The organism is Xanthomonas sp. NCPPB 1754 (genome assembly GCF_041475725.2).
In the GTDB taxonomy this organism is placed as follows: Bacteria; Pseudomonadota; Gammaproteobacteria; order Xanthomonadales; family Xanthomonadaceae; genus Xanthomonas; species Xanthomonas euvesicatoria.
This window is the reverse complement of sequence record NZ_CM192982.1, coordinates 4,427,814-4,448,204: the sequence shown is the minus strand read 5'-3', so window position 1 is coordinate 4,448,204 and position 20,391 is coordinate 4,427,814. Positions and strand designations below refer to the sequence as shown.

Sequence of the window (20,391 nt, the reverse complement as noted above, 5' to 3'; positions counted from 1 at the left end):
CCTCGCCCCACGGCATGGGTCCACACGCAGACGAGCGCCTGCGTGTTTCCGGTTGCTCGCACCGAGGCTGCGCTGCCGGGCCGGGCGGGTCAGTCGACGCGAAACCTCAATGCGCCGGGGTGGCCGGGCGACGCGCTGCCGCGCGTTCTGAACGGCGTGCGCGCGCACGGGCGCGACGCGCCTTCCAGCGCTCGCTCAGGCACGAGAAGATCACGTACAGCGCCGGGGTGCTGAGCAGGGTCAGGCTCTGTGAGAACACCAGCCCGCCGATCATCGCGATGCCCAGCGGACGACGCAGCTCCGAGCCTTCACCCAGGCCCACCGCCAGCGGCACGGCGGCCAGGATCGCCACCATCGTGGTCATCATGATCGGGCGGAAGCGCACGATCGAGGCCTCGCGTGCGGCTGCGCGCGCATCCATGCCGTGCACGCGCTGCGCCACTAGCGCGAAGTCGATCATCATGATGGCGTTCTTCTTGACGATGCCGATCAGCAGCACCAGCGCAATCATCGAGATGACCGACAATTCGGTGTTGGTGATGAACAACGCCAGCAGCGCGCCCACGCCGGCGGCCGGCAAGGTGGACAGGATGGTCACCGGATGGATCAGGCTCTCGTAGAGCATGCCCAGCACGATGTAGACCGTGAGGACCGCGGCCAGCAGCAGGATGCCCATCGAATTGGGACTGAGCTGCACGTTGAAGCTGTCGTCGCCACTGAGGCGGATGCCGTCGGGCATGCGCAGGCCCTCCACGGTGGATTTGATGATCAGATCCGCCTCGCCCGTGCTGACGCCCGGCGCCAGGTTGTAGCTCAGGTCCATCGTGGTGTACTGGTTTTCGTGGATGATCTGCGGCGGCGCCAGGCCCGGTACCTGGGTGGCGACCGCGGTGATCGGCACCATCTGGCCGGCACGGTTGGGCACGAAGATCTGATCCAGCGCCTTGGGGGTGGCCGTCTGCGACGGCAATGCATTGACCACCACGCTGTACTGATTGAGGTCGGAATAGATGGTGGAAATGGAGCGCTGGCCGAACGCGCCATACAGCGCACCATCGATGGCGCCCACCGAGATGCCCAGGCGCGCCGCCTTGGCACGGTCGATCACGATGTTCTGGCGCAGGCCGGCGGTATCCACGTCGGTACCGACATCGCGCAGGTGCGGGTTCTTTTTCAGCGCGGCCTGCAGTTTGGGAAGCCATTCCTGCAGCTGCGCCAGGTCGTTGCCCTGCAGCGACACGCGGTATTGCGCGCCCTGGCTGGTGCCGCCGCCGCCGTCGCTGGGCAGGTCCTGGATCGCACGCAGGCGCAGGTCCAGGTCCGGGTAACGGTCGGCCTTGGCGCTCAGGCGCGCGACCACTTCGGCGGTGGTGTCGCGACGGCCCTCATCGCGCTTTTTGAGCTCGATATTGAACGATGCGCTGGAGCCCTGACGGCCGGAGCCCAGGCGTGCGCCGACGGTTTTCACCGCCGGGTCTGCCATCAGCATGTCGGTGATGCGGCGCTGGCGGCTGACCATATCGGCGAAGGACACCGTGGCGCTGGAATTGGCGCGGCCCCAGATCAGGCCGGTGTCCTGCGCGGGAAACGAGCCCTTCTTGACCGCACTGCCCAGGAAGAGGGTGGCGGCAATCAGCAACAACGGCGTCAACGACAGCAGGAGTGCATGGCGCAGCGAGAAATCCAGCGCCACCGTGTACACGCGCAGCATGCGTTCGTGCATGCGGTCCAGCCAGGCGCCGAAACGGCCGGGTTTTTCAGGCTCGGCGTGCGGCGACAGGAAACGGCTGCACAGCGCCGGCGTCAAGGTCAGCGACACCAGCATCGACACCACGATCGCCGCCACCAACGTCACGGTGAACTCGCGGAAGAACGCACCGATCATGCCGCTGGCGAACAGCATCGGGATGAACACCGCCACCAGCGAGGCGGTGATCGACACGATGGTGAACCCGATCTCGCGCGCACCGGCCAACGCCGCGTCCAGGCGCGACATGCCTTCGTCCAGATGCCGCATGACGTTTTCGATCACCACGATCGCATCGTCGACGACGAAGCCAATCGCAATGACCAACGCCAGCAGGCTGAGGTTGTTCAAGGTGAAGCCGAGCACGTACATCACCAGCGCCGAGCCGGCCAGCGACAGCGGCACGGTGACTGCGGCGATTAGGGTGGGCGCCAGCCGGCGCAGGAACAGCGCCATGGTCAGGATCACCATCGCCAGGCTGATCATCAGCGTGGCCTGCACCTCGTGCAGCGAGGCGCGAATGGTGGGCGTGCGGTCGAAATAGGGCGTGAGCGTGGTGCCGGGCTGCAGATAGCTGCGCAGTTCGGGAATCTGCGCCTTCACCTGGTCGACGGTTTCGACGATGTTGGCGCCGGCGCGGGTGAAGGCGTACATCACCACCGCCGGTTTGCCGTCGAACCAGGCGGCTTGATAGGCATCCTGCTGGCCGTCGTAAACGGTGGCCACATCGCCCAGCCGCACGATGCGTCCGTTGGACTGGGTGGAGATGGCCAGCTGCGCAAAATCGGCGGCCTTGGACACCGAATCGTTGGAGATGATGGCTATGGTGGTGTTGCCGTTGGACAGGAATCCGGTCGGCGAGGTCACATTGGCCGCGCGCACCGCATTGCGCAGATCGTCCGGTGTCAGGCCCAGCGCATTGAGTGCGCGCAGGTCCACGTCCACGCGGACTGCCGGGGTGGACGCACCGGCGATGTCCACCGAGCTGATGCCGGTGATCTGGCGCAGCCGCTGCGCCAGCAGCGAATCGGCCACGTTGTAGAGCTCATCGGCCGATTGCGTCTCCGAGGTCAACGCGATGGCGATCACCGGGTCGTCGTTCGGGTTGGCCTTGGAGTACATCGGCGTCCCGAGCCCGGAAGGCAGGTCCGATTGCGATGCGTTGATGGCGGTCTGGATGTCCTGCGCGGCCGAATCGATGTTGCGGCTGCTCTGGAACACCAGCACAACCAGGCTGCTGCTCTCCGAACTGGACGAGCGCATGCGGTCGATCCCGGGCAATTGGCCCAGGTGACGTTCCAGCGGCGCGGTGACGGTGGAGGCCATGGTGCTGGCGTCGGCACCGGATTGGGTGGCGTGCACGAAGATGATCGGAATCTGGATGTTCGGCAGCGCCGCCACGCCCAGCCGCAGATAGCACATCAATCCGATCACGAACAAACCGATCGCCAGCAGCGAGGTGCCGATCGGGCGCTTGATGAAGGGCGCGGAGATGTTCATCGGGTGACTGCCGGGAATCGGGATTCGGGATTCGGGAATCGGTAAAGGCAACAGCCAGCGCGGCCTCCACGCGTGCGTGTGCGCAGGCGATGCGGTGGGCAGGCAGAGCGATCAGCGAAGACGTCAGCAGTCGTCATGCCGATCGCTCCGAGGTAGATGCCGGTGTTGCGCCATCATGGCGCGCTGCGCGGCGCGCGCGCCAGGCGCGCAGCCGCTCGCCGGCGCGTTCCATGTACAGGTAGATCACCGGGGTGGTGTACAGCGTGACCAGCTGCGACAGCAGCAGCCCGCCGACGATCGCGATGCCCAGCGGGCGGCGCAGTTCCGAGCCGATGCCGGTGCCCAGCGCCAGCGGCAACGCGCCCAGCATGGCGGCAGCGGTGGTCATCATGATCGGGCGGAAGCGCAGCAGGCAGGCGCGCCGGATCGCATCGTGCGCGCTCGCCCCTTCGCGGCGTGCGTCGATGGCGAAGTCGATCATCATGATGGCGTTCTTCTTGACGATGCCGATCAGCAGCACGATGCCGACGATACCGTCCACCGACAGGCTCAGCCCGCACAGCATCAGCGCCAGCAACGCACCGACACCGGCCGGCGGCAGCGTGGAGATGATGGTCAACGGGTGGATGTAGCTTTCGTACAACACGCCCAGCACGATGTAGATCACCACGATCGAGGCCAGCAGCAGCCATACGATGTCGGTTTGGCTGCCGGTGAATTCGGCGGCCTTGCCGACGAACTGCGCATGCACCTGGGTCGGAATCTTGAGTTCTTCGCGCGCCTTCTCGATTGCCGCCACCGCCTGCGACAACGAATGCCCCGGCGCCAGGTTGAACGAGATGGTGACGGCCGGCAGCTGCTGCTGGTGGCTCACCACCAACGGTGTATTGGTGACCTTGGCTTCGGCCAGCGCGGCCAGCGGAATGATGCTGCCGGCACCGACCACGATGCCGGTGTTCTGCGCGCCCACGCCGGTGGCGGTGGACGAGTTGGACGAGGTGACCTGGCCGAAGCTGGTGGCGTTGGTGCCGGTGAGCGCGCCGCTGCCGTTGCTGGCCACGGCCAGCTGGTTCATCAGGGCGGTGCTGGTGCGGAATTCCGGCGCCACTTCCAGTACGACGCGGTACTGGTTGAGCTCGGTGAAGATGGTGGAGATCTGGCGCTGGCCGAAGGAGTCGTACAGCGTGTCGTCGATGGTCTGCATCGGCACGCCGAGCATGCTGGCCTTGTCGCGGTCGATGCTCAGTTCCAGCGCACGTCCCTGGTTGGCCAAGTTGTTGTCCACATCCGCCAGCTCGGGCAGCTTGCGCATTGCCTCGGTCATGCGCCCGGCCCAGGTGGCCAGCTCGCTGCTGTCCACGTCCGAGATCGAATACTGGTATTCGGTCGCGGCCACCCGCGTGTCCAGGGTGACGTCCTGCACCGGCTTGAGGAACAAGGCCACGCCCGGAATGCCGGCCACGGCGTTCTGCAGCCGCGGCAGCACCTCGTCCAGGCCCTCGCGGTCGCCGCGCGTCTTCAGCACGATCGACAGCTGGCCCTGGTTGAGCGTGGGGTTCATGGTGCCGGCGCCGATGAAGGCTGCCACGCCGGTCACCGCCGGGTCCTTGCGCAACGCGGCGGCCACCGCCTGGGTGCGTTGCTCCATCTGCGGGAACGCCACGTTCTGGTCGGCCTGCACCACCCCGGTGATCAGGCCCGTGTCCTGCTCGGGCAGCAAGCCCTTGGGAATGGCCACATACAGCACCACCGTCAACGCCACCGCAGCGATCGCCACGCCCAGGGTCAGCGGTTGATGGGCAAGCACCCAGTCCAGGCTGCGCTCATAGGCGCCCACGGTGCGCGTCCACAGGTTGGTCTTGCCGGCGGCGGTTGCGCGCTCGTGCGCGTCTTCGCCTTCGGGCAAGGCATCGGGCTTGAGCAGGTAGGCGCACATCATCGGCGTCAGCGTCAGCGACACCAGCATCGAGATGACCACCGCGATCGACAGCACCCAGGCAAACTCGTGGAATAACCGCCCGGTGACGCCCGGCATCAGCAGCAGTGGCAGGAACACCGCCACCAGCGACACGGTCAGCGACAACACGGTGAAGCCGATCTGTTTGGCGCCGATTTCGGCCGCTTCCGGCCCGCTCTTGCCCTGTTCGATGTAGCGCACGATGTTCTCGATCATCACGATCGCATCGTCGACCACGAACCCGGTGGCCACCACCAGCGCCATCAACGAGAGGTTGTCCAGCGACATGCCGGCGAAGGCCATCACCCCGAAGGTGCCGGCCAGCGACAACGGCACCGCCACCGAGGGAATGATGGTGGCCCACAACCGGCGCAGGAACACGAAGATCACCGCCACCACCAGGGCGATGGTCAGTACCAGGGTGAACTTCACCTCGTGCACCGAGGCGCGGATGGTTTCGGTGCGGTCGGAGAACACCTCCAGATGCACATCGGCCGGCAGCACCGATCGCAGTTGCGGCAGGATGTTGCGGATCTGCTCCACCGTCTGCACGATGTTGGCGCCGGGCTGGCGGCGGATCTCCAGCAGCACCGCCTGTTTGCCGTCGGCCCAGGCGGCCAGCTGATCGTTCTCCACCCCATCGACCACGTTGGCCACGTCGGCAAGCCGCACCGGGCGGCCGTCCTTGTAGCTGATGATGGTCTCGCGGTACTGCGCCGCGTCGGTGAGCTGGTCGTTGGTGCCGATGCTGTAGGACTGGGTCTTGCCGTTGAGCGAGCCCTTGGGCGCACTGACGTTGGTCTGGGTCAGCGCGCTGCGCAGCGACTCCATGGTCAGGCCCATGTTCGACAGCTGCGCCGGGTTGACCTGGATGCGCACGGCAGGGCGCACGTTGCCGGCGATCGACACCAGGCCCACGCCGGGCACCTGCGACAGGCGCTGGGCCAGGATCGCATCCGCATAACGGTTGACCTCGCGCAGCGGCAGCGAATCGGAGGTGAGCTTGAGCGTGAGAATGGCCGCATCGGCCGGATTGACCCGGTTATAGACCGGCTGGTACGGCAGCGAGGAGGGCAGGGTGGCCTGACGGATCGCCGCCTGCACGTCCTGCGAGGCGATATCGATATCGCGCTCCATCGAGAACTGCAGAATGATCGTGGACAGGCCCGCCGACGAATCGGAGGTCATCATCTGCAGGCCGGAAATCTGCCCGAACTGGCGCTCCAGCGGCGTGGTCACCAGCGAGGCCATGGTGGTCGCATTGGCGCCGGGGTACTGGGTGGTGACGACCAGGCTGGGCGCGTCGATTTCCGGCAACGCCGAGACCGGCAATTGACGGTAGCCCAGGATGCCCAGCAGCAGGACGCCGGCCATCAACAACGAAGTGGCGATCGGGCGGCGGATGAAAATGGTCGAAAAGCCCACGGGGGGTGTCCTTGCTGAAGACGTCAAGCGAAGCCGGCGCATGCAGCGCCGGCGCACATCGGCGACGGAGGTTCCGCCGCCGGTGGTCGAGGATTAGCGCGGACCGCCGCCACGACGGCCGCCTGGGCCACCACCACGGCTCTGTTTGTCCTTCGCGGCCTTGAGTTCGGCCTCGGTCGGTTCCGGCGGCGTCTCGCCCGGCTTGAGCGCGCTGACCTTGCTGCCCGGTTTCAGGCGGAACTGGCCTTCGGTCACCACGCGCTCGCCGGGCTTGAGGCCCTTGGTGATCTGCACATGGCTGTCGTCCACCTCCACGCCCTGCACCACGGTGCGCATCTGTGCGGTGTTGTCGCTGCCCACCACGTACACGTAATCGCCGTCGGGGCCGCGCTGCACCGACTGGGACGGCACTACGGTGCCGCCGGCGATGGTGCGCAGCTGCAGGCGCACATTGACGAACTGGCCCGGCCACAGCGCGTTGTCGGTGTTGTTGAAGATCGCGCGTGCGCCGAAGGTGCCGCTGTCGGCGGAGATGCGGTTGTCGATCACATCCAGCTTGCCGTCGCTGCTGATCACATGCGCATCGCCACGATCCAATGCCGCCACGGCCAGTGGCGCCGCCGTCTGACCGGTACGCACTGCCTGCAACTCACGCTCGGGCAGGTTGAAAGACACGTAGATCGGGCGGATCTGGGTCAGGGTGACGATCGTGGAGCTGCTGGTGACGATGTTGCCCACGTCCACGCCACGGATGCCAGCGATGCCGTCGATCGGCGCAGTGACGCGAGTGAACTGCAATTGCACCTGCGCCGAGCGCATCTGCGCATCGTTGGCCGCAACCGCGGCCTCGTATTGGGCAACCTGGTTGCGTTGGGTATCCAGGTCCGTGCGCGAGACGTACTGCTTGTAGGCCGGGTCGTTGGAACGCTGGTAATTCACCCGCGAGGTCGCCAGCAGCGCCTGGTTCTGGCGTTTGGCCGCCAGCGCCTGGTCGTAGCTGGCCTGCAGCGTGCGCGGATCGATCTGCGCGAGCAGATCGCCTTTCTTCACTTCCTGGCCTTCCTTGAAGTTCAGGCTCATCAGCTGGCCGCCCACCTGCGGGCTGACGGTGACCGTATTGAGCGCGGTGACCGTACCCAGCGCGCTGGCATAGACCGGAACATCCTGCGTGGTGGCCGCCACCACCGTCACCGGTACCGGGCCGCTGTTGTCCGGGTCATTGCCGTCCGGTGCGCCCGCGCGCTTGCCGTGATTGCCCCCACCCATCATCCGCATTGCGACGAACACCACGACAAGCACCGCGACAACCAGCAGTGTGATCTTCCAAAAACGCGACATGCGACAACTCCTGAGGGCGGGCCGGGCGCGTGGATGCGACCGTGGGGGCGGCGGTGCAAAGCATATCGTTGCGCTCTGCCAATTGAGCGTTACTGAAGTAACGGCTCGGCTGGCGAAATGACCGCAACGGTCACAGGTGCACTGCAGCGGCAACGCGCCACGGCTGCCGCGGTTGACCGCCGGGCTGAATCGGGCCCCACTGCAGCCCATCCGGCGCGCGCCTGCACTACATTAAGCAACCATCTATCGAGGATTACCGATGCGCCCCTCCCGCCTGCTGACCAGTGCGCTGCTGCTCGCCCTGCCCACGCTCGCCACCGCGCAGACCGCGCAGCGGCCCGAAGTTCAGGCCGCTGCCGCCCCGCTGCAGGCCAAGCTGGTGCAATGGCGCCGCGACTTCCACCAGCATCCGGAGTTGTCCAACCGCGAGGAGCGCACTGCCGCCGCCGTGGCCGCGCAGCTGCGCAAGCTGGGCCTCAAGCCGCGCACCGGCATCGCCCATCACGGCGTGGTGGCCATCATCAAGGGCGGCAAGCCGGGGCCGAAGATCGCGCTGCGTGCCGACATGGACGCGCTGCCGGTGAAAGAACAGACCGGGCTGCCGTTCGCTTCCAAGGCCACCGCCGAATACCGCGGCGAGCAGGTCGGGGTGATGCACGCCTGCGGCCACGATGCGCATACCGCGATCTTGCTCGGCGTGGCCGAAGCGCTGGTGGGCATGCGCGAGCAGTTGCCCGGCGAAGTGATGCTGATCTTCCAGCCCTCCGAAGAAGGCGCGCCCGGCAACGAAGAGGGCGGCGCCTCGCTGATGCTCAAGGAAGGCCTGTTCGCCGATTTCAAGCCGCAGGCGGTGTTCGGCCTGCATGTGTTCTCCAGCGTGCAGGCCGGCAAGATCGCGGTGCGCAGCGGCCCGCTGATGGCGGCCTCGGACCGCTTCGCGATCAAGATGATCGGCCGCCAGACCCACGGCTCGGCGCCGTGGAACGGCATCGACCCGATCGTGGCCAGCGCCGACATGATCGGCGCCGCGCAGACGGTGATCAGCCGCCGCGCCAACCTCTCCAAGCAGCCGGCGGTGCTCAGCTTCGGCGCGATCAAGGGCGGCATCCGCTACAACATCATCCCCGATGATGTGGAAATGGTGGGCACCATCCGCACCTTCGACGAGGGCATGCGGCAGCAGATCTTTGCCGATCTCAAGAACGTGGCCGAACACACCGCCGCCGCGCACGGGGCCAAGGTCCAGGCGCAGGTGCCGGATCAGCCAGGCAACCCGGCTACCGTCAACGACCCTGCATTGACTGCGAAGATGCTGCCCAGCCTGCAGGCCGTGGTGGGTGCCGACAATGTGTACGAGCCGCCGTTGCAGATGGGCGCGGAAGATTTCTCGTTCTACGCCCAGCAGGTGCCGTCGATGTTCTTCTTCGTCGGCTCCACCGCCAAGGGTATCGATCCGGCCACCGCACCCAGCAACCATTCGCCGCAGTTCCTGCTGGACGAGTCGTCGCTGGATGTGGGCTTGCGCGCGCTGTTGCAGGTGTCGCTGGATTATCTGCAGCAGGGGTGAATCGGGAATCGGGAATCGGGAATCGGGAATCGGGAATGGGGAATGGGGAATGGGGAATGGGGAATCGTCTGCGGCTGGGCGATTCTCGCTTCCGGCGGCGGTGCGGGGTGATTGGGCACGAGCGATGCTCTGCGAGTGCTCCATTGGCCCGTGATACGCCTCGCCATACACCTCACGGCCAGCCCGTGCGGCCTAAAATGGCGGCATGAATACCCCAGAAGATTCCACCCTCGGTCGTGAGGTCGCCTATCCGAGCGGCTACGACCCGTCGTTGCTGTTTCCGATTCCGCGTGCGGCCGGGCGCCAGGCCATCGGGCTGACCGGTGAGCTGCCGTTTATCGGCCGCGATCGCTGGCACGCCTACGAACTCAGCTGGCTCGATGCACAAGGCAAGCCCTGCGTGGCCACCGCCACCTTGCATGTGCCCTGCGATTCGCCTTCGCTGATCGAATCCAAGTCGCTCAAGCTGTATCTCAACTCGCTCAACGCCACCCGCTTCAACAGCGCCGAAGCGGTACGCACGCGCATTGCCACCGACCTGTCCACGCGCGCCGGCGCCGATGTGGCGGTGGAGTTCGGCCTGCCGCCGATCGATGCGGTCGGCGAGGGCGAATCGATCGATGCGCTGGATGTCAGCATCGACGATTACGGCCCGCCGAACGCGGCCTATCTCTGCGCACGCGCGCAGCCAGCGGTGGAAGAAGTGCTGACCTCGGCCTTGCTCAAATCCAATTGCCCGGTGACTGGTCAGCCGGATTGGGCCAGCGTCACCTTGCGTTACCGCGGGGCACCGATCGATCGCGAGGGATTGCTGCGTTATCTGGTGAGTTTCCGCGACCACGCCGAGTTTCATGAGCAATGCGTCGAGCGCATTTTCAACGACGTGCTGACGCAGTGCGCGCCGCAGTGGCTGGTGGTGGAAGCGCGCTACACACGTCGTGGCGGCCTGGACATCAACCCGCTGCGCAGTTCGGCCAGCGTGCCGACGCCGCTGTCGATCTTCCGCGACCTGCGCCAGTAGATCGCGCCCATGCGGGATCGCGCGGGCTTCACGGCGGCGCGATCCACGCTTAACAGCGCCCCGCGCACCCTGCTGACACCGCGATGCACAGGGATTGCAGCAATGAGTGTCGACAAGAAAGCAGATTTCTCCAACGTCACCTCATCGGTCGATAGCACCGCTGAAGTGACGCCTGCGCCGGATTTTTCCAACGTGCGCACCAGTGTGCAAAGCACCGCGCAGCTTGTTGAAGAATCGGTCACCGTCCAGGCCGGCGACAGCCTCTCCAGTATTGCCAAGCGCCATCTGGGCGACGGCAATCTGTGGCCACGTATTTTCGAAGCCAACCGCGAGACGCTGCAGGATCCGGACAAGATCTTTCCCGGGCAGGTACTGCGCCTGCCTGCAAAGTCGTAATCGCAGGTCGGCGTCCAGTCTCGCTGGCGGCGGCACGATTCAACACACCTAGACACCCACTCGAGCACTGCGACTGCAGATGTTCTGGCTACCGGAGAATCGATTTATGCGTATCACCTCTGTTTCGAGCAGCTTGGCCCTTGCCCTGGCCAGCGTTCTCGCAGTGTCCGGCTGCAGCAAGAAAGCCGACGACGACAGCGTTTCCAAGGACCCCACGTCCGGTGCCGCAACCGACGCGATGCCCGGCCCGGCTGCCACCCCGCCGGGGAGCGATCAGGCTGCCCAGGGTAGCGCCACCGGTGCGGCCAGCACCGATGGCGGTGCTGCGATGGGCAGCGCAGTGACGGTGTCCAGCGTGGCGGTCGGCACCCAGGCCGCGGCGGACAAGACGGTGACGCCGGCCACCAGTGTCGGCAGCAAGGACACCATCATCGTCTCGGTCAAGACCGACGGCAGCGCCAGCAACGTGGCCGTGTCGGCGAAGCTGACCTACCAGGATGGCCAGGTGGCCGGCGAACAGAATGCGACGTTGAATACCACCGGTGCGGAAACCACCAACCTGAGCTTCAGCAAGCCCGATGGCTGGCCGGCCGGCACCTACACCGCGCAGGTGATGGTGGACGGCAAGCCTGCAGGTAATCCGCAGACCATCACCGTCAAGTAAGGATGGGTGATGGAGTGGGATGTGCAGCCTTGGCCGCGCGTCGCCACTGCTTCAGTCAACGGGTGGCTCGACGTGGCACCAAGCCACCCAAGCAGGGCGCGACCGATGACGTCGCGCCTTTTTGTTGCATCGCATTTGTTACAGCTGCATCCATGTCGATTGCCCTGGTGACGGGACGAAGCATCCGCCTGTGGTCGCTTTACCCGGGCGCGGCTCAGACGCGACAATGCCGTGCTGATCCATCGCCGCACCCAACGCGCTGGTTAACCGGTGTGCATCAACGACCCCGTCGCGCGCACCACTGCCATCGTCCGTGAATGCCGGCGCTCCTCCCGACCACAAGAGCCATCGCACCTCATGTCGAAGACACCGAAGATCCTGTACACGCTCACCGACGAAGCACCCTACCTGGCCACGCAGTCGCTGCTGCCGATCATCGATGCCTACACCGATACTGCCGGCATCGTGGTCGAAACGCGCGACATCTCGCTGGCCGGCCGCATTCTGGCGCTGTTTCCCGAGCATTTGAGCGACACGCAGAAGATCGCCGACGACCTGGCCGAACTGGGTGAGCTGGCCACCACGCCGGAAGCCAACATCATCAAGCTGCCCAACATCAGCGCCTCGGTGCCGCAGCTCAAGGCCGCGATCAAGGAACTGCAGGGCCAGGGCTATGCATTGCCGGCGTATCCGGATGAACCCAAGGATGCCGCGGAAAAAGACATCAAGGCGCGCTACGACAAGGTCAAGGGCAGCGCGGTGAATCCGGTGCTGCGCGAGGGCAATTCCGATCGTCGTGCACCGCTGTCGGTAAAAAACTATGCGCGCAAGCATCCGCACCGCATGGGCAAGTGGAGCCGCGATTCCAAGTCGCACGTGTCGCACATGGAGTCTGGCGATTTCTTCGGTAGCGAACAGTCCACCACGCTGGCCGAGGCCGGCACGCTGAAGATCGAGTTCGTGGGCAACGATGGCAGCAGCACCGTGCTGAAAGACAAGGTGGCGGTGAAGGCGGGCGAAATCGTCGACGCTGCCGTATTGAGCAAGCGTGCGCTGGCCAGCTTCATCGACGCGCAGATTGCCGATGCCAAGGCCCGCGACGTGCTGTTCTCGGTGCATCTGAAAGCCACCATGATGAAGGTCTCCGACCCGGTGCTGTTCGGCGTGGTGGTCGGCGAGTTCTACAAGGACACGCTGAGCAAGCATGCCGATGCGCTCAAGTCGGTCGGCTTCGATCCCAACAACGGCATCGGCGATCTGTACGCACGTATCACGTCGCTGCCGGAAGCGAAGCAAACCGAAATCAAGGCCGATATCCAGGCCGAATACGCGCAGCGCCCGGGCCTGGCGATGGTCAATTCGGACAAGGGCATCACCAACCTGCATGTGCCCAGCGACGTGATCGTCGATGCTTCCATGCCGGCGATGATTCGCGACTCCGGCCAGATGTGGAATGCCCAAGGCAAGTTGCAGGACACCAAGGCGGTGATTCCGGACCGCTGCTATGCCGGCGTATACCAGGCGGTGATCGACGACTGCAAGGCGCATGGTGCGTTCGATCCGGCCACGATGGGTTCGGTGCCCAACGTGGGGCTGATGGCGCAGAAGGCCGAAGAATACGGCTCGCACGACAAGACCTTCCAGATGGCCGCTGCCGGCACCGTCAAGGTCACCGATGGCAACGGCAAGACGGTGTTCGAGCACGCCGTGGAAGCCGGCGATCTGTGGCGCATGTGCCAGGTCAAGGACGCGCCGATCCAGGACTGGGTGAAGCTGGCCGTGGAGCGCGCCCGCCTGAGCGAGACACCGGCCGTGTTCTGGCTGGACAAGGCGCGTGCACACGATGCGCAGGTGATCGCCAAGGTCGAGCAGTATCTGAAGGATCACGACACCAACGGCCTGGATATCCGCATCCTGCCGCCGGTGGAAGCGACCACGTTCTCGCTGGAGCGCATCCGCAAGGGCCAGGACACCATCTCGGTCACCGGCAACGTGCTGCGCGACTACCTCACCGATTTGTTCCCGATCATGGAGCTCGGCACCAGCGCCAAGATGCTCTCCATCGTGCCGCTGATGGCCGGTGGCGGTTTGTTCGAAACCGGTGCCGGTGGTTCGGCGCCCAAGCATGTGCAGCAGTTCGTCGAAGAGAACTGCCTGCGCTGGGATTCGCTGGGTGAATTCCTGGCCCTGGCCGCGTCGCTCGAGCATCTGGGCAACCGTTACGACAATCCGTCGGCCACGGTGCTGGCCAAGGCGCTGGATGTCGCCAATGGTCAGTTCCTGGACAACAACAAGTCGCCCGCGCGCAAGGTCGGCGAGCTCGACAACCGCGGCAGCCACTTCTATCTGGCCATGTACTGGGCGCAGGCCCTGGCCGCGCAGACCGAAGACACGGCATTGCAGGCCAAGTTCGCGCCGCTGGCCAAGGCCCTGACCGAGAACGAAGCCACCATCGTGGGCGAACTCAACGGCGCGCAGGGCAGGCCGGTGGAAATTGGCGGTTACTACCATCCTGACCTGGCCAAGGTCAGCGAGGCGATGCGGCCGAGCAAGACCTTCAACGACATCCTGGCCACGCTGAAGGCCTGAGTCGCCGCACCGCCTGCGGTCTCCGCATGGCGTGTTCAAGGCCCGTCTCGCAAGAGGCGGGCCTTGTCGTTTCAGCGAAACGGCGACAATGCCGTCACGCCACGCAGCAGGCGTCGGCTGAGCCGCGCCATGCGTCGCTCGCGCCGGCGTTGCGAAGGCGGATCGGTCATTGTCTGAACGTCTTGCCGTGGCTTCGCGGGAGATTCCGGCGATTCCATTGAGGTCTGCCCTTGCATCGCCTCCACTGCCGTGTCCGGTTCCGCCAGGCGCTGGGCCAGTGCCACATCGGCAATGTGGCCGTGCTGAAACAACAGTTCGCTAAAGATGCGCATGGCCCACCTCCACTTGAGTGGAATCCACGGTAGGCGCAGGCTAGTGGACGTAAAAGCGAGACTTTTACAAGTGAGTCTTGAAATCCATTCAAGGGTTGGCCATGTCGCGTCCGCCGCTTCACGCATTGCAAGGCTTCGTCAGCGCGGTACGCCTGGGCAACCTGTCGCGCGCTGCTGGCGCGATGCATCTGACCGTCAGCGCCCTTAGTCACCAGATGCGCGTGCTTGAACAACGGCTCGGGTATCCGCTGCTGCAACGGCATGCGCGCGGCGTCACTGCCACGCCGCAGGGCCAGCAACTGCTCGACCGCATCGCACCGCACCTGGACGCCATCGCCGAGGCATTCGAGCCATTCGGTGCGCGTCGCGAAGACACCCTGACCCTGAGTCTCACGCCGTCGATGGCATCGGCCTGGCTGGTGCCACGCCTGGGCGAATTTCTGGCCATTCATCCCACCATCGAAATCAACCTGCTGTCGAGCGAGCGGCTGGTGGATTTCGAGCGCCAGCAGCAAGTGGATGCCGCCATGCGCATCGGCGCCGGGCAATGGCCTGGCGTCATCGCCGAGCCCTTGTTCGACGAATGGCTGGTGCCGATGGCAAGCCCGGCCCTGATCGCCCGCATGGGCGGCGTGGAGGCGCCACCGTTGCATCAGTGGCCATTGCTGGGCGACCCGGATGACGCCTGGTTGCGCTGGTTTGCCGCGTTCGGCGGCGATGTGCCGCGACGCTATGTCGCCGTACTCGACGAATCGGAGGCACACCACCGTGCCGCCCTGGATGGCGTCGGCGTCGCACTGGGCCGCGTGACGCGCGCACGTCTGTTGCTGGCGTCCGGCCAGCTGGTGGCGTTGTCCACGCAACGGCTCAAGACCAGTTGGTCGCATTACCTGGTGTATCCGCCACGTTCCAGCACGCATGGCGGGTTTCTTGCGTTCCGCACCTGGCTGCAGGGCCAGGCGCGCGAACACGCCGCGCATGCGCAGCAGGCGACCGCCATACCACTTGCCGCGCGCCGCAAGCGCTCCGGGACACTGCCGCCATGAGCCATCCACCCTTGCCACCACAATCCGAGCGCCGCGCGCTGGCGATCGCCCAGGCCGTGTACGAAGCGTTCGAGGACTATCACGCGCGCTTTTCCGAAATCACCGCACGCGCCAAGCAGCGGTTCGAAACACGCGACTGGAGCGGCGCGCGCGAAGACGCGGTAGCGCGCATCGCGCTGTACGACCAATACATCGCCGAATGCATGTTGCGCCTGCGTGCAGTGCTGCTGGGCCAGGCGCACGATCGCGCGCTGTGGATGCGTGCGCGCGATCATTACGCCGCCTTGCTGAGCGGGTTGATCGACCAGGAGTTGTACAAGACGTTCTACAACACCCTGACCCGGCGCTACTTCGGTACCCACGGCGTCGATGCCGATATCGAATTCATCGCCCTGGATATCGAACCGACCGACGCCATCACCGTGCCTGTTGCGCGCCACACCTATGCGGTCTCGCCCGGCCGCCTGACCGACATGCTGGTGCGGGTGCTCGGCGACTACGCGTTCGCCGTACCGTATACGCACCGCACCCGCTGCGCGGCCGCCATCGCGGTGCGTCTGCTCGACGACCTTGCGCATTGGGGCGAGCATCCGGTGCGCAGCGTGGAATTACTGGAGACGGTGTTCTATCGCGAGCGGCGCGCGTATCTGGTCGGACGCGTGTTCGGCGAACATCGCTTTTCGCCGTGCGTGATCGCGCTGATCAACAACGAGGCGGGCCTGCGCGCCGAAGCGGTGTTGACCCGGCGCAGCGATGTCGCGCAATTGTTCAGTAACTCGCGTAGCTATTTTCAAGCCGACCTGTCCACTGTCGGCGACGCGGTGGTGTTCCTGCGCAGCCTGCTCACCCACAAGCCGGTCGATGAGCTATACACGATGCTGGGTCGCGCCAAGCAGGGCAAGACCGAGCGTTACCGCACGTTTTTCAGCCATTTTCAGGCGCATCCGTCCGAACAGCTGGTGCACGCCGATGGCACTCCCGGCATGGTCATGGTGGTGTTTACGCTGCCCAGTTATCCGCTGGTCTTCAAACTCATTCGCGACCGCTTTGCGTATCCCAAAACCATGAGCCGCGCGCAGGTAGAGGGCAAGTACGAACTGGTCTTCCAGCTCGACCGCATCGGCCGCCTGCTCGACGCGCAGCCGTATCGCTTCCTGCGCTTCCCCAAGGCGCGCTTCTCACCGGCGTTGCTGCAAGAACTGCAGACCAGCTGCGCGATGAGCCTGAGCGAAGACGGCGACGATGTCCTGATCGCACTGTGCTATGTGCAGCGCCGGTTGCGCCCGTTGAATTTGTACCTGCGCGAACAATTGCCCGAAGCCGCGCATGCCGCAGCGCTGGACTACGGCCAGGCCATCAAGGACATGACGCGCAACAACATCTTTCCTGGCGACATGCTGCTGAAGAATTTCGGCATTACCCGCCATCAGCGCGCGGTGTTCTACGACTACGACGAGCTATGCCTGATCACCGAATGCAACTTCCGCGATTGGCCAGTGCCCACCACTTACGAAGAACAGATGGCCGCAGAACCCTGGTTCCATGTCGGCCCGCGCGACGTCTTTCCCGAGCGCTTCGCCTTGTTCATGGGCCTGCCCGCCTCGCAACTGGAAGCGGTCAAGCACCAGCACCCGGAACTGTTCGACCCACGCTGGTGGCGCGACCTGCAGAGCCGGCTGCGCGAAGACGATTATCCCGACACCCCGCCCTATGCGGAGTCGCGCAGGCTGGCGTAGCGATTTACCGGCAGCGGCAACACTGGTACAACGCACGCTACATCATCAGGGAGTGCGGTCATGCAATGGAAGCAGCGTTTCAGTCTTGGCATCTTGCTGGCATTGAGCAGCATCGCAGCGACGCAGGCACGTCCAGGCGCAGAACAGGCGCACATGCAGATTGAGGCCAGCATGAATGTGGCAGGCGAGTTGACCCTGACCCCGGACGGTACCGTCACGGCAGTGAAACTTGCCGACGAAGCGAGTTTGCCGCCGGCAGTGCGCGAGCGGATCAAGCGTTCGGTCGCATCGTGGCGCTTCGACCCTGTGCGCGACAACGGAAGCGCCTTGCCCGCGCAGTTGCCGATGAGCCTGCTGCTGGTCGCCAAACAGGGGGAAGGGGAAAATTATCTGGTGTCGATCCGTAGCGCGCATTTTGGCGGCCAGGCGCAGGACGCGACGAGTGTGCGCACCAACGACATGCGGCCGCCGCGCTACCCCGAAGCGGCGTTTCGGGCCGGTGCCACCGGCGTGGTCTATCTGATGCTCAAGATCGGGCGCGACGGCAAGGTCCAGGATCTGATCGCAGAGCAAGTCAACCTGACATCCCTCGTGCCGGAATCCAAACGTGCACGGTTGCGCCAGGCGTTTGCCGATGCGGCCTCGACGAGGGCGCGTGCATGGACGTTTCTGCCGCCGACAGAGGGTCCGGACGTCAAGGCGCCGTACTGGGTCATGCGTGTTCCGGTCAGCTTCGACATCGGAACGTCGCCACGCGATCTGATCGCCGCACAACAGGTCCAGAAATGGCGTTCGTATCTGCCTGGCACCCGTCAGGCCGCCCCATGGGATGAACAGCGCGGCGCAGCGACATCGAGCGACAGCCCGGATGCCCTGCCTGCCAGCGGGTTGTTCTCCGCACGCGGGGAAGGTGTTCGCCTGGTCACGCCGCTGCAAGGAAGTTGAGCGCGGCTCACAGAGCTGACAGAGAAGGCTAAAGCCTGCGCAACGGCCGCCTCGCACAAAAAAGCCCCGCAATGCGGGGCTTTTTCGTCTCGATAAACCGACTGAACTCAGCGCTTCATCGAACTGAAGAACTCGTCGTTGGACTTGGTGGTCTTCATCTTGTCCAACAGGAATTCCATTGCCGCGATTTCGTCCATCGGGTGCAGCAGCTTGCGCAGGATCCAGATCTTCTGCAGCAGTTCCGGCTCGATCAACAGATCTTCGCGGCGCGTGCCCGAACGGTTGATGTCGATTGCCGGGTACACGCGCTTTTCGGTGATGCGACGGTTCAAGTGCACTTCGCTGTTGCCGGTGCCCTTGAACTCTTCGTAGATCACCTCGTCCATCTTGCTGCCGGTTTCCACCAGCGCCGTGGCGATGATGGTCAGCGAGCCACCTTCTTCCACGTTACGCGCCGCACCGAAGAAACGCTTCGGGCGGTGCAGGGCGTTGGCGTCCACACCGCCGGTGAGCACCTTGCCGGAGCTAGGCACCACGTTGTTGTAAGCGCGCGCCAGGCGGGTGATGGAGTCCAGCAGGATCACCACGTCCTTCTTGTGCTCGACCAGGCGCTTGGCCCGCTCGATCACCATCTCGGCAACCTGCACGTGACGCGCAGCCGGCTCGTCGAACGTTGAGGAGATGACTTCGCCGCGCACGGTGCGCTGCATTTCGGTCACTTCTTCCGGACGCTCGTCGATGAGCAGCACGATCATGTGCACTTCGGGATGATTGGTGGTGATGGCCGTGGCCACCTGCTGCATCATCATCGTCTTACCGGCCTTGGGCGGGGAGACGATCAGCGCACGCTGACCCTTGCCCTGCGGTGCCATCAGATCCAGGATGCGGCCGGTGATGTCCTCGGTGGAGCCATCGCCACGCTCCAGACGGAAGCGGCGGCGCGGGAACAGCGGGGTCAGGTTCTCGAACAGGACCTTGTTCTTGCTCGCTTCCAGCGGCTCGCCGTTGATGGTGTCGACGATCGACAGCGCGAAATAGCGTTCGCCGTCCTTGGGGAAGCGGATGCGGCCGGACAGGTGGTCGCCGGTGCGCAGGTTGAAGCGACGGATCTGGCTGGGCGAGATATAGGTATCGTCCGGGCCGGCCAGGTAGCTGGCTTCTGCCGCACGCAGGAAACCGAAGCCGTCGGGCAGGATTTCCAGCACGCCGTCGGCGGCAACGCCTTCACCGTGACGGGTCAGCACCTTGAGCAGGGCGAAGATCACGTCCTGCTTGCGCGCACGCGCCACGCCTTCCTGGATGTTGAGCTGGTCGGCGATGTCCAGCAGCTTCTGCGCCGGCATCCGCTTGAGGTCGCTCAGCGAATACACCGGAAAACCTTCCGGCACGGCCGGATGCGGACGCGCGATGAACGGCTCGTTGCTGCCGTCGGACGAGGGCATGCCGCCGTCGTTGCCGAAGCGGTCGCGCGGGCCGCGGTCGCGGCGGTTGCGGAACCGGTCACGGCGGTTGCCCTGCTGGTTCTGGCCTTGCTGGTTTTGTCCCTGACTCTGACCGCCCTGGCCTTGCTGATTCTGGCCGGCGTTCTGGTTCTGGTTCTGGCCCTGCTGCTGACCTTGGCCCTGGTTCTGGCCTTGATTCTGGTTCTGCTGTTGCTGCGCCTGGTTGAAGCGCTGCTGCTGCGACTGGCCAACCTCGCGGGGCTCGCCGTGGGTGTCGCCGCCGTGGCTGGCGCTGGGCGCCTGACCGGCGTATGCGCCATCGCTGGACGTCTGCGCCGGTGCCGGATCGGCAGCGCGCGACGGTGCCTGCGGGGCACGGGGTGCTTCGGGTGCGGGACTGGTGGGCAAGGGCAGGTTGGGCTGCTGTGCGCCAGCCTCTTCAGTGGCGGCGGCGGTCTTGCTCACGCGCGGCTTGCGCACGCGCTTCTCGACGGGAGCGTCGACGCTGCTCCCGGTATCGGAGGAAGGATGATCGGACAAGTGCGTGATTCCTCGCTAAGGTGCGAGCGCCCAACTAGGGGCGAACTGGTGGTAGATGGGAGTCTAGAAGAGCTTCTAGAGGGGTGCGGCGGCGCACGAACGTGCGCCGGACCAACTGACACTATCACCGCCGCGCGTGACCGCGC

General features: G+C 65.1%; 13 protein-coding genes. 8 read left to right on the top strand and 5 right to left on the bottom strand.

All coding sequences use genetic code 11. The annotated features are described in order from the left end of the window. Positions 1-106: 106 nt before the first annotated feature. The 3 genes from ACCQ15_RS19135 to ACCQ15_RS19125 all read right to left on the bottom strand — a co-directional run bounded on the left by ACCQ15_RS19135 (position 107) and on the right by ACCQ15_RS19125 (position 7,967). On the bottom strand, positions 107-3,247 hold the full coding sequence (locus tag ACCQ15_RS19135) for an efflux RND transporter permease subunit (protein ID WP_372380946.1): 3,141 nt from the start codon (positions 3,245-3,247) through the stop codon (positions 107-109). Positions 3,248-3,380: 133 nt separating this feature from the next. Continuing rightward, on the bottom strand, positions 3,381-6,629 hold the full coding sequence (locus ACCQ15_RS19130; protein WP_014091248.1) for an efflux RND transporter permease subunit: 3,249 nt from the start codon (positions 6,627-6,629) through the stop codon (positions 3,381-3,383). A gap of 93 nt (positions 6,630-6,722) precedes the next feature. Next, positions 6,723-7,967 (bottom strand): efflux RND transporter periplasmic adaptor subunit, encoded by a 1,245-nt coding sequence (locus tag ACCQ15_RS19125; protein WP_008577384.1) that lies wholly within the window; start codon positions 7,965-7,967, stop codon positions 6,723-6,725. Between the two features lie 259 nt (positions 7,968-8,226). Here ACCQ15_RS19125 and ACCQ15_RS19120 point away from each other — a divergent pair, with 259 nt between their 5' ends. From ACCQ15_RS19120 to ACCQ15_RS19100, 5 genes are all read left to right on the top strand, one after another. After that, a complete protein-coding gene (locus ACCQ15_RS19120) occupies positions 8,227-9,534 on the top strand; it encodes a M20 family metallopeptidase (RefSeq protein ID WP_014091247.1) in 1,308 nt (435 codons plus the stop codon). A 205-nt stretch (positions 9,535-9,739) separates the two neighbouring features. Then, positions 9,740-10,555 carry an NADPH-dependent 7-cyano-7-deazaguanine reductase QueF gene (gene queF / locus ACCQ15_RS19115; RefSeq protein WP_008577380.1) on the top strand — a complete coding sequence of 272 codons (816 nt, stop codon included), beginning with the start codon at positions 9,740-9,742 and terminating at the stop codon, positions 10,553-10,555. A 102-nt stretch (positions 10,556-10,657) separates the two neighbouring features. Further along, a complete protein-coding gene (locus tag ACCQ15_RS19110; protein ID WP_003484545.1) occupies positions 10,658-10,951 on the top strand; it encodes a LysM peptidoglycan-binding domain-containing protein in 294 nt (97 codons plus the stop codon). A 106-nt stretch (positions 10,952-11,057) separates the two neighbouring features. Then, the gene (locus tag ACCQ15_RS19105; protein ID WP_372380945.1) at positions 11,058-11,615 is read left to right on the top strand and encodes a RodZ family helix-turn-helix domain-containing protein; all 558 of its coding nucleotides are present in this window, start codon (positions 11,058-11,060) and stop codon (positions 11,613-11,615) included. A 357-nt stretch (positions 11,616-11,972) separates the two neighbouring features. After that, positions 11,973-14,204 (top strand): NADP-dependent isocitrate dehydrogenase, encoded by a 2,232-nt coding sequence (locus tag ACCQ15_RS19100; RefSeq protein ID WP_127171189.1) that lies wholly within the window; start codon positions 11,973-11,975, stop codon positions 14,202-14,204. Positions 14,205-14,275: 71 nt separating this feature from the next. Here ACCQ15_RS19100 and ACCQ15_RS19095 read toward each other — a convergent pair whose 3' ends face one another. Beyond that, on the bottom strand, positions 14,276-14,536 hold the full coding sequence (locus tag ACCQ15_RS19095; protein ID WP_372380944.1) for a hypothetical protein: 261 nt from the start codon (positions 14,534-14,536) through the stop codon (positions 14,276-14,278). A gap of 101 nt (positions 14,537-14,637) precedes the next feature. On the opposite strand from ACCQ15_RS19095, the gene ACCQ15_RS19090 reads away from it, so the two are divergent. Genes ACCQ15_RS19090 through ACCQ15_RS19080 form a run of 3 tightly spaced genes read left to right on the top strand, consistent with a single transcriptional unit; the run spans position 14,638 to position 18,263 of the window. Then, complete coding sequence (locus ACCQ15_RS19090; RefSeq protein ID WP_008577370.1) at positions 14,638-15,582, top strand: LysR substrate-binding domain-containing protein; 945 nt, start codon at positions 14,638-14,640, stop codon at positions 15,580-15,582. Beyond that, positions 15,579-17,318 carry a bifunctional isocitrate dehydrogenase kinase/phosphatase gene (gene aceK, locus ACCQ15_RS19085; RefSeq protein WP_372380943.1) on the top strand — a complete coding sequence of 580 codons (1,740 nt, stop codon included), beginning with the start codon at positions 15,579-15,581 and terminating at the stop codon, positions 17,316-17,318. Before ACCQ15_RS19090 ends, aceK begins: the two co-directional genes overlap by 4 nt. Positions 17,319-17,378: 60 nt before the next feature. Further along, entirely contained in the window at positions 17,379-18,263 is an 885-nt protein-coding gene (locus ACCQ15_RS19080; protein WP_136733296.1) for a TonB C-terminal domain-containing protein, read from the top strand. A 107-nt stretch (positions 18,264-18,370) separates the two neighbouring features. Here ACCQ15_RS19080 and rho read toward each other — a convergent pair whose 3' ends face one another. Next, positions 18,371-20,245, bottom strand: a complete 1,875-nt coding sequence (gene rho, locus ACCQ15_RS19075) for a transcription termination factor Rho (protein WP_372380942.1) — start codon at positions 20,243-20,245, stop codon at positions 18,371-18,373. Between the last annotated feature and the right edge of the window lie 146 nt (positions 20,246-20,391).